The sequence below is a fragment of the Streptomyces sp. NPDC005808 genome (genome assembly GCF_042871385.1).
Taxonomy (GTDB): Bacteria; Actinomycetota; Actinomycetes; order Streptomycetales; family Streptomycetaceae; genus Streptomyces.
In genome coordinates this window covers 147,449-156,451 of the sequence record NZ_JBIAIK010000018.1, presented here as the reverse complement: position 1 = coordinate 156,451, position 9,003 = coordinate 147,449, and the positions used below count along the sequence as shown (strand labels likewise).

Below are 9,003 nucleotides of genomic sequence, written 5' to 3'. Positions count from 1 at the left end.
TTCGTTTCGTGGTGCGCCCCGGACGGCTCCGTGGGCGGGGGGGTGCGCTTATATTCGTTATGGGGCGCGCGATTGGTTAAGAAAAAGCGCTTTACCGGGGGGGGCCCCCCCCGCGGGGGGCCCCACCCCGTTTCAGCTCACCGCGGAGAGGTTTGTGGCGTTGGGTTCACAGTTGTGCCGTTTACGCCGCCGAGCGCGCCCTGCGGTACAGCACGGCGCCGCCGAGCAGTGCGCCGACGCCCACCGGGACGATCGCGCCCAGGGGCAGGTCACCACCGGTCTGAGCGAGCTGCCCGAACCCCTGCGGCTGGGTGACGGACCGCGCGCCCAGGTGATCCGCGTGCGCCGCGGCGCCGCCCGGATTCTGCTCGCCCCAGCCGGCCGGCTCGGCCGGACTGCCCGGCTGACCCGGGGTGCCCGGCTGACCCGGCGTACCAGGAGTGCCCGGCTCGCCCGGGTGCCCCGGCTGCCACGGCTTGCCCGGGGTCGGCGTCTCGGGTCCGCCGCCGGGCGGGGTGGTGGAGTGACCGCCGCCCGTCCCGTTCCCGCACTCGTTGCCCGTCACGGCGTTGCCGATTCCGCCCACGTTCACGCTGTTGCCGCAGATGTTGACCGGCACCTCGACCGGCACCTGCACGTGGTTCCCCGAGCCGACTCCCGGTGAGTCACTCGCGTGCCCGCCGGCCCCCGAGCCTCCCCCGGCGTGCGAGCCGTCGTCCCCGTAGCCGCCCCCGGACGAACCGCGGCCACCGCTCTCGTTGGCACACTTGTTGCCCATCGCCGGGTTGAGCAGCCCGACGACGCTCACGGTGTTGCCGCAGGCGTTGACCGGCGCGTGCACCGGCGCCTGCACCGTGTTGCCCGACAGCACGCCGGGCGAGTCCGAACTGGCGCCGTTCGCACCCGAGTCGGCATGTGCGTGGCCGCCGGTGACGGCGAGAACGCCACTCGCCGCCGCCACGGTCATCAGGCCCTTGCGGGTGACCTGTCGCATAGCTATATCCCTGCCTTCGCCCTTGGCTTGGACCATCCGGAACGCGCACGCATCCGACCGAGGCGTGCGCGGAAAGCCGGTAGGCCCCGGAGCGCATGGCGCGCGCTCCGGGGCCGACGGACTCAGACCCTCATGGAGTCAGATCCTCATGAGCACAGCCCCCGGTGGGGACAGGTCCTCATGGGATGAGGCACAACGTCACTTGTTGATGCAGGTGTTGCCGAAGGCGGGGTTCAGCAGCCCGATCACCGAGATCGTGTTGCCGCAGACGTTCACCGGGATGTGAACCGGCACCTGGATGACGTTGCCGGAGACGACGCCGGGGGAGCCCACAGCGGCACCCTGGGCACCCGAGTCGGCGACGGCCAGGCCCGCACCGGCGAGAACGAGACCACCGGTGGCAGCCGCAGCGGCGACGATCTTCTTGATCATTATTCCTCCTTGTTGGCAAATGCGATCCCAGCTTCGGATCGCATCACCTGTAACGAGGGGGAAGTAATGGGGCTACGCGCTTATCGTCTCATTCACTCTTCTCAGTCGATTCCGCACAGGTTGGCGAATAGTGAAGTCTCGTTTCAGCGGGCCAATTCACCACATCCCGGGGCCCGTTCAGGAGGCGTCAATGAAGCGGTCCAGTACGCGCACGCCGAACTTCAGCGCATCGACCGGAACCCGCTCGTCGACGCCGTGGAACATGCCCGCGAAGTCCAGCTCCGGCGGCAGCTTCAGCGGCGCGAAGCCGAAGCAGCGGACGCCGAGGTCGGCGAAGGACTTGGCGTCGGTGCCCGCCGACAGCATGTACGGGACGGCGCGCGCGATCGGGTCCTCGGCGGACAGCGCGGTCTGCATGGCGTCGACGAGAGCGCCGTCGAAGGTGGTCTCCAGCGCCTTGTCGGCGTGCACGTCCTCGCGCTTCACCTTCGGGCCGAGAATCCGGTCGAGGTCGGCGAGGAATTCCTCCTCGTAGCCCGGCAGATAACGTCCGTCGACGTGCGCGGTCGCCTGCCCCGGAATCACGTTCACCTTGTAACCCGCGCCCAGCTGGGTGGGATTGGCGGTGTTCTGCAGAGAGGCGCCGATGAGCTTGGCGATGCCGCCGAGCTTGGCGAGCGTCGCGTCCATGTTCTCCGGGTCGAGTTCGGTGCCGAGCGCGTCGCCGAGTTCGTCGAGGAAGTGCCGCAGCGTCTTGGTCACGCGGACCGGGAACCTGTGCCGCCCGAGCCGCCCGACGGCCTCGGACAGTTCGGTGATGGCGTTGTCGCGATGGATCATCGAACCGTGCCCGGCGGTGCCGTCCACGGTCAGCTTCATCCAGTGCATGCCCTTCTGGGCGGTCTCGATGAGATAGAGCCGCAGGTTCTCGTTGACCGTGAAGGAGAACCCGCCGACCTCGCCGATCGCCTCCGTGACGCCCTCGAAGAGGTCCGGGTGCTTGTCGACCAGATGCCGCGCCCCCCAGGTGCCGCCCGCCTCCTCGTCCGCGAGGAAGGCCAGGACGATGTCGCGGGGCGGCTTGCGCCCGCTGCGCAGCCGGTCCCGTACGACCGCCAGCGTCATGGCGTCCATGTCCTTCATGTCGACGGCGCCCCGGCCCCACACACAGCCGTCCGCGATCTCGCCGGAGAAGGGGTGGTGGGTCCAGTCCTGGGCATTGGCCGGTACGACATCGGTGTGGCCGTGGATGAGCAGCGCGGGGCGCGACGGGTCCTCGCCCTCGATCCGGGCGACGGTGGAGGCGCGCCCCTGGTGCGACTCGAAGATCTGCGGTTCGAGTCCCACCTCGGCGAGCTTCTCGGCGACGTACTCGGCGGCTTTGCGCTCACCGGGCCCGGAGTGGTCCCCGTAGTTGCTGGTGTCGATCCGGATCAGCTCGCGACAGAGGTCCACGACCTCGTCCTCGCCAGAGACGCCCCTGGCCGTGCTCGACTCGCTCACGCTGCTTCCTCCCACTGTCACTGCTGGTGGTCCCCCTCCATCCTCTCTCCGCCCCCCGCCGTGACCAAGGCCGGACCCGGCCCGTCACACGCCGTTCACGCGGGAACGGGGCGTGATCGGACACCCTCGGAGGCCTGGTAATGTTTTCTCTGTCGCCGCGGGGGCAGCCCCGTGCGACAGACACCTTGTCCGGGTGGCGGAATGGCAGACGCGCTAGCTTGAGGTGCTAGTGCCCTTTATCGGGCGTGGGGGTTCAAGTCCCCCCTCGGACACAAGTTGTTCCACGCGAAGGGTGCCGACCAGTTCTGGTCGGCACCCTTCGCGTTTCGTCGTCGTACGTCAACTCCGCGCGGGCATCAGCTGGAAAGCGCCGGAGCCGTGGCCGACACCGCGACCGGCACCGGAGCCGGGACCGGGATCTCGCGGGCGTGGGGGTAGGCGGCCGTCCGGTGCTGGAAGGAGAGGATCTTCGGGTTCCGGACGACTCCGTCGCGGATCTCGATGGCCTTCCTGACCGTGGTGTCGGCCTCCCATGCCGCGGGGCCGCTCATGACCTTGCGCAGGTACGGCAGGAGCGCCTCGCTGATCTCCCAGGTGGCCGAGTTCCACAGGTGGGACGGGCTGTGATCCACCCCGTAGTAGTGGCAGCCCTGTCCCACCATGGGCATGGGCTCGCCGAAGGTGGTCGGGCGGGCCCATTCGAAGCCCATGCCGTCGTCGCAGGCGACGTCGATGAAGAAGGTGCCCGGCCGGAACAGGGCGAGTTCCTCGTCGGTGACGAACATCAGCGGGGCGTCGGTGTCCTGCAGGACACAGTTGACGATGATGTCGAACCCGGCCAGGTACTCCGCCAGCGGCGCGGAACCGGCCGCGGTGATCGCCCGCAGCCGTGAGGGATCGTCCTCCTGCTCCTCGAAGTGCCCCATCACGACCGACGGCATCGGCGAGGCCACCGCCGCCGCGGCGCGCTGGGTGAGGACCGTGACGTCGGAGACGCCCATGGCGCCCAGGCCCGTGACCGCTCCGCGCGCCGTGGCGCCGAAGCTGATGACCACCGCACGCAGGCGGCGCCCGTAGCTGCCGGTCAGCCCGCCGAGCTGCAGAGCGTGCAGCACCGAGCAGTAGCCCGCGAGTTCGTTGTTCTTGTGGAACACATGGACGCTGAAAGCGCCCGTGGAGGTCCAGTGGTTCATGGCCTCCCAGGCGATGAGGGTGAGCTGCCGGTCGATGGCGAGCTGGGTCATCCTGTCGTCCTGCACACAGTGCGGCCATCCCCACAGCACCTGGCCCTGGCGCAGCTCGGCGACATCGTCGTGGGTCGGTTTGGGCAGCACCACCACATCGCACTCGGCGATGAGCTGTTCTCGGGTGCGCAGGCCCGCGACGAGCGGTCGCAGAGCGTCGTCACCGACGCCGAACCGCTCGCCGTAACCCTGTTCGAGAAAGATGTTCTCGCGTATGTCCGAGGCGATCCGGCCGAGGTGGCCCGGGTGCAGCGGCAGTCGGGACTCGTTCTCCTTGCGGGACGAGGCGAGTACGCCCAGACTCATCAGGCTCGTGCGGCTCATGCGGGTTCCTCGTCATGGAGTTGTTGTCGTTCGTGTCATCGCCGGCGCGTTTCGGCCGACGGAAGGCGCGTCTCGTGGGACCGCGCACCGTGTGAACCAGAAGTCCGCTAGCTCAGGGCGGGGAACGGCACGCGGAACTCAGCGTGCCAGTGCGAGCGAGCAGTCATGGGGCGGCTCATTTCCGCCGGGGCGCGATGTCCCCCGGCCTTGCCGTTCCCCGAGGGCGACGCTGTGACGGATGACGGCGTGCGGGATGCGCTCGGTACCCCCAACCGTACTCCCCCGAGGGCCCCTCGAACCCCGCTGACGTGCGAAGGGCGGCGGAGTGGACGTCACCAACTCCGAGCGGAACCACGCCCATTCCACTGCCGTACGACGTGTTACGGCAAGATGTGGGGCAGATCTCGTCAGGATGACATACCCCCACGTCAGGGCACCGGCGGCAACCCGGAATCATTGGTTCCGGGGCCCTCCCAAGGCCTCCTCACGTGGCTGACGTGCAGGTACGCGGCTAGCGTCGTACTAAAATTCCCTGCTTGTTTGGAGCTGGACCGGAATATCCCCAGGCGTACCTGCGGGCCCACCAGCGCCCCGGACGCTCCGGGCACACCACGTGAGGACCCGATGGCAGCCCTAGAGCAAGGCCCTGCGCTCGCTCTGTCCGACGAGGAGGTGCGCGCGGAGTTCGGTGAGCAGGCGCGTTTCTCCGCCTCCTCCGCCGCCTCGCCGCGCACCCTTGTGGACATTCTCGACGCCTCTGTCAGGGCGTACCCCGACGAGCCCGCCCTGGACGACGGGGTGCGCTCCCTCACCTACCGCGCGCTTGCCGCCGAGGTGGAAACCCTCCGGCGCGCACTCGCGGACGCGGGTGTCGGGCGGGGCGACCGGGTCGGCGTCCGGGTTCCTTCCGGAACCAACGACCTGTACGTCGCCATCCTCGCCGTACTGGCCGCCGGTGCCGCCTATGTACCGGTGGACGCCGAGGACCCGGACGAGCGGGCCGAGCTGGTCTTCGGCGAGGCAGAGGTACGTGCGGTCGTGGGGGCCGGGCACGAGCTGACCGTCACCGGCAGGAGCGAGACGCCCGCCGGGCGCCCCGGCACCGAGCACGACGCCTGGATCATCTTCACCTCCGGCTCCACCGGCAGGCCCAAGGGCGTCGCCGTCAGTCACCGCAGTGCCGCCGCCTTCGTCGACGCCGAGGCGGATCTCTTTCTCACCGAGGACCCGATCGGGCCCGGCGACCGGGTGATGGCAGGCCTCTCCGTCGCCTTCGACGCCTCCTGCGAGGAGATGTGGCTGGCCTGGCGGTACGGGGCCTGTCTGGTGCCCGTGCCGCGTTCCCAGGTGCGCAGCGGCGCGGACCTGGGGTCCTGGCTGGTCGAGCAGGAGATCACCGTCGTCTCGACGGTCCCGACGCTGGCCTCGCTCTGGGAGCCGGAGGCGCTCAACGAGGTCCGGCTGCTCATCTTCGGCGGCGAGGCCTGTCCGCCCGAGCTGGTCCAGCGGCTGGTGACCGAGGGGCGTGAGGTGTGGAACACCTACGGCCCCACCGAGGCGACCGTCGTGGCCTGCGCCTCCCTGATGACCGGCGAGGAACCGATCCGGATCGGGCTGCCGCTGAACGGCTGGGAACTGGCCGTCGTCGACGAGGCCGGGGAGCCCGTCGCGATGGGCGGCAGCGGGCAGCTCGTCATCGGCGGGGTGGGACTCGCTCGCTACCTCGACCCGGAGAAGGACGCCGAGAAGTACGCGCCACTGGAGTCGCTCGGCTGGGAGCGCGCCTATCGCAGTGGTGACCTGGTCAAGGCGGAGCCCGAAGGGCTGATCTTCCTGGGCCGGGCCGACGAGCAGATCAAGCTCGGCGGACGGCGCATCGAGCTCGGCGAGGTGGACGCCGCTCTGCAGGCACTGCCCGGTGTCGCGGGCGCCGCGGCCGCCGTACGGACCGCGCGCAGCGGCAACCAGCTGCTCGTCGGCTATGTCGTCACCCAGGACGGCTGGGACCAGGCCACGGCCGTCGAGAAGCTGCGCGCCGAACTGCCCGCGGCCCTGGTCCCGTTGCTCGCGCCCGTGGACGACCTGCCGACCCGGACGTCGGGCAAGGTCGACCGCAACGCGCTGCCCTGGCCGCTGGAGAACCTGGAGACCGGCGGCGCGAAGGAGCAGCTGTACGGCACCGAGGCCTGGCTCGCCGAGCAGTGGAGCGAGGTGCTCGGCATCCCCGTCGCCACCGCGTCCGACGACTTCTTCGCGATCGGCGGCGGCAGCCTGGCCGCCGCCCAGCTCACCACGCGACTGCGCACCCGTTACGCCAGCGCGGCCGTCCTCGACATCTACCAGCAGCCCACCCTGCGCAAGCTGGCCCGGCACCTGGAGGAGTCCTCACAGGACGACAGCGCCGAGCGGGTCATCGCGCCCGTGCCGCTGCGGACCAAGGCGGCCCAGCTCCTGCTGCTGATCCCACTGTTCACCCTGATGGGACTGCGCTGGACGGTGGCGCTGACCGCGCTCGGGAACGTGACTCACTGGTTCGGGCCCTACCCGTGGGCGCCGACCGCGTCGTGGTGGCTCGTCGGCGCCGGGGCCCTCGTCCTCTTCAGCCCGCCGGGGCGGCTCGCGATCGCAGCGGGCGGTGCGCGGCTGCTGCTGCGGGGCGTGCGGGCCGGCCGTCATCCGCGCGGCGGGAGTGTGCATCTGCGGCTGTGGACGGCCGAGCGGCTGGTCGAGTTCAGTGGCGCGACCTCGCTGACCGGGTCCTGGCTGGAGCGGTACGCGCGTGCCCTGGGCGCCAAAATCGGCCCCGACGTGGATCTGCACTCGCTGCCGCCGGTGACCGGCATGCTCAAGCTGGGCCGGGGCGCTGCCATCGAGTCCGAGGTCGACCTGTCGGGGTACTGGCTGGACGGTGACCGGCTGGAGATCGGTCCGGTCAAGGTGGGCGCGCACGCCGTGGTCGGCACCCGCAGCCTGCTCTTCCCCGGTGCGCGAGTGGGCAAGCGGGCCGAGGTGGCCCCCGGTTCCGCCGTGGCGGGGCACGTCACGACCGGGCAGCGCTGGGCCGGAGCGCCCGCCGTCAAGCTCGGGAAGGCCAAGCGGGCCTGGCCCAAGGAGCGGCCTGCGCGTGGCACGTACTGGCGCGTGATGTACGGCGTGACGGGTTTCGCGCTGTCCGCGCTGCCGCTGGTCGCGGGCCTTGCCGCGCTCCTTGTGGCCCATGTGTTCGTGAGCGCGGACGCCGGGCTCGGCGAGGCGCTGCGCGGCGCCGCGGTGGCCCTGGTGCCGGCGACACTCGCCTTCGGGCTCGCGTACGCGCTGCTGCTCCTGATCGCCGTACGGCTGCTCAGTCTGGGGCTGCGCGCGGGCACGTATCCCACGCACAGCAGGGTCGGCTGGCAGGCCTGGACGGTCACGCAGCTGATGGACCGCTCACGCGACACGCTGTTCCCGCTGTACGCCGGGCTGATCACGCCGGTGTGGCTGCGGCTGCTCGGCATGAAGATCGGGCGGGGCGCCGAGGTGTCCACCGTGCTCGCGCTGCCGAGTCTCACCACCGTCGGTGAGGGCGCGTTCCTCGCCGACGACACGCTCACCGCGCCGTACGAGCTCGGTGGTGGCTGGGTGAAGATCGGGCGGGCCGAGATCGGGCGCCGGGCGTTCCTCGGCAACTCCGGGATGACCGCTCCGGGACGCAGTGTGCCGGACGGCGGTCTGGTCGGGGTGCTGTCGGCGACGCCGAAGAAGGCGAAGAAGGGCAGCTCCTATCTGGGGCTGCCGCCGATGAAGCTGCCGCGTGCCACACAGGGCGGCGATCAGAGCCGTACGTACGACCCGCCCGCTCATCTGCTGTGGGCACGCGGTCTGGTGGAGCTGTGCCGGATCGTGCCGGTGTTCTGCTCGGCGGCCCTCGCCGTGCTGACCGTGGCCGCGCTGAGTGCGCTGGGGGACTGGGCCTGGGCGCTCGCCGGGGTGGTGCTGCTCGCGGCGGGTGTGCTCGCGTGCGTGCTGTCCATCGTGGCGAAGTGGGTGCTCGTGGGCCGGCACAAGGCGGGAGAGCACCCGCTGTGGAGCAGCTTCGTGTGGCGCAACGAGCTTGCGGACACCTTCGTCGAGGTGGTGGCCGTGCCGTGGCTGGCCGGTTCCGTGCCGGGTACGCCGCTGATGACGGCGTGGCTGCGCGGGCTCGGTGCCCGGATCGGCAAGGGCGCCTGGGTGGAGAGCTACTGGCTGCCCGAGACGGATCTGGTGACACTGGGCGACGCCTCCACCGTGAACCGAGGCTGCGTCCTGCAGACTCACCTCTTCCACGACCGGATCTTGCGGACGGATACTGTTGTCCTCCGTGAGGGCGCCACCCTGGGCCCGGGCGGAATCGTCCTGCCCGGCAGCACTGTGGGGGCCCGTTCCACACTGGGTCCCGCGTCGCTGGTGATGGCGGCGGAGTCCGTACCCGACGACACCCGCTGGCTGGGCAACCCGATTGAGTCATGGCGTTCATAGAAGAGA

The 9,003-nt window shown here is 70.3% G+C and carries 5 protein-coding genes and 1 tRNA gene; 2 read left to right on the top strand and 4 right to left on the bottom strand.

Translation table 11 applies throughout. The features are described from left to right. Positions 1–181: 181 nt before the first annotated feature. The 3 genes from ACFYPC_RS32000 to ACFYPC_RS31990 all read right to left on the bottom strand — a co-directional run bounded on the left by ACFYPC_RS32000 (position 182) and on the right by ACFYPC_RS31990 (position 2,929). Complete coding sequence (locus ACFYPC_RS32000) at positions 182–994, bottom strand: chaplin family protein (RefSeq protein WP_391889738.1); 813 nt, start codon at positions 992–994, stop codon at positions 182–184. Between the two features lie 198 nt (positions 995–1,192). Beyond that, on the bottom strand, positions 1,193–1,426 hold the full coding sequence (gene chpH / locus ACFYPC_RS31995; RefSeq protein ID WP_365434825.1) for a chaplin ChpH: 234 nt from the start codon (positions 1,424–1,426) through the stop codon (positions 1,193–1,195). Positions 1,427–1,603: 177 nt separating this feature from the next. Then, positions 1,604–2,929 (bottom strand): M20/M25/M40 family metallo-hydrolase, encoded by a 1,326-nt coding sequence (locus ACFYPC_RS31990; protein ID WP_391889736.1) that lies wholly within the window; start codon positions 2,927–2,929, stop codon positions 1,604–1,606. Between the two features lie 187 nt (positions 2,930–3,116). Between ACFYPC_RS31990 and ACFYPC_RS31985 the strand changes: the two genes are divergently transcribed. Further along, positions 3,117–3,201: transfer RNA gene (locus ACFYPC_RS31985), tRNA-Leu, on the top strand. Positions 3,202–3,285: 84 nt separating this feature from the next. On the opposite strand, the gene ACFYPC_RS31980 is transcribed toward ACFYPC_RS31985, so the two are convergent. Continuing rightward, complete coding sequence (locus ACFYPC_RS31980) at positions 3,286–4,497, bottom strand: N(5)-(carboxyethyl)ornithine synthase (protein WP_391889733.1); 1,212 nt, start codon at positions 4,495–4,497, stop codon at positions 3,286–3,288. A gap of 624 nt (positions 4,498–5,121) precedes the next feature. Between ACFYPC_RS31980 and ACFYPC_RS31975 the strand changes: the two genes are divergently transcribed. Continuing rightward, entirely contained in the window at positions 5,122–8,997 is a 3,876-nt protein-coding gene (locus tag ACFYPC_RS31975; RefSeq protein ID WP_391889732.1) for a Pls/PosA family non-ribosomal peptide synthetase, read from the top strand. Positions 8,998–9,003 lie beyond the last annotated feature (6 nt).

Bases quoted from the DNA above. Each gene is read 5' to 3' on its own strand.
- ACFYPC_RS32000 (WP_391889738.1), bottom strand. From the start codon at position 994: ATGCGACAGGTCACCCGCAAGGGCCTGATGACCGTGGCGGCGGCGAGT.
- ACFYPC_RS31975 (WP_391889732.1), top strand. From the start codon at position 5,122: ATGGCAGCCCTAGAGCAAGGCCCTGCGCTCGCTCTGTCCGACGAGGAG.
- ACFYPC_RS31980 (WP_391889733.1), bottom strand. From the start codon at position 4,497: ATGAGCCGCACGAGCCTGATGAGTCTGGGCGTACTCGCCTCGTCCCGC.
- chpH (WP_365434825.1), bottom strand. From the start codon at position 1,426: ATGATCAAGAAGATCGTCGCCGCTGCGGCTGCCACCGGTGGTCTCGTT.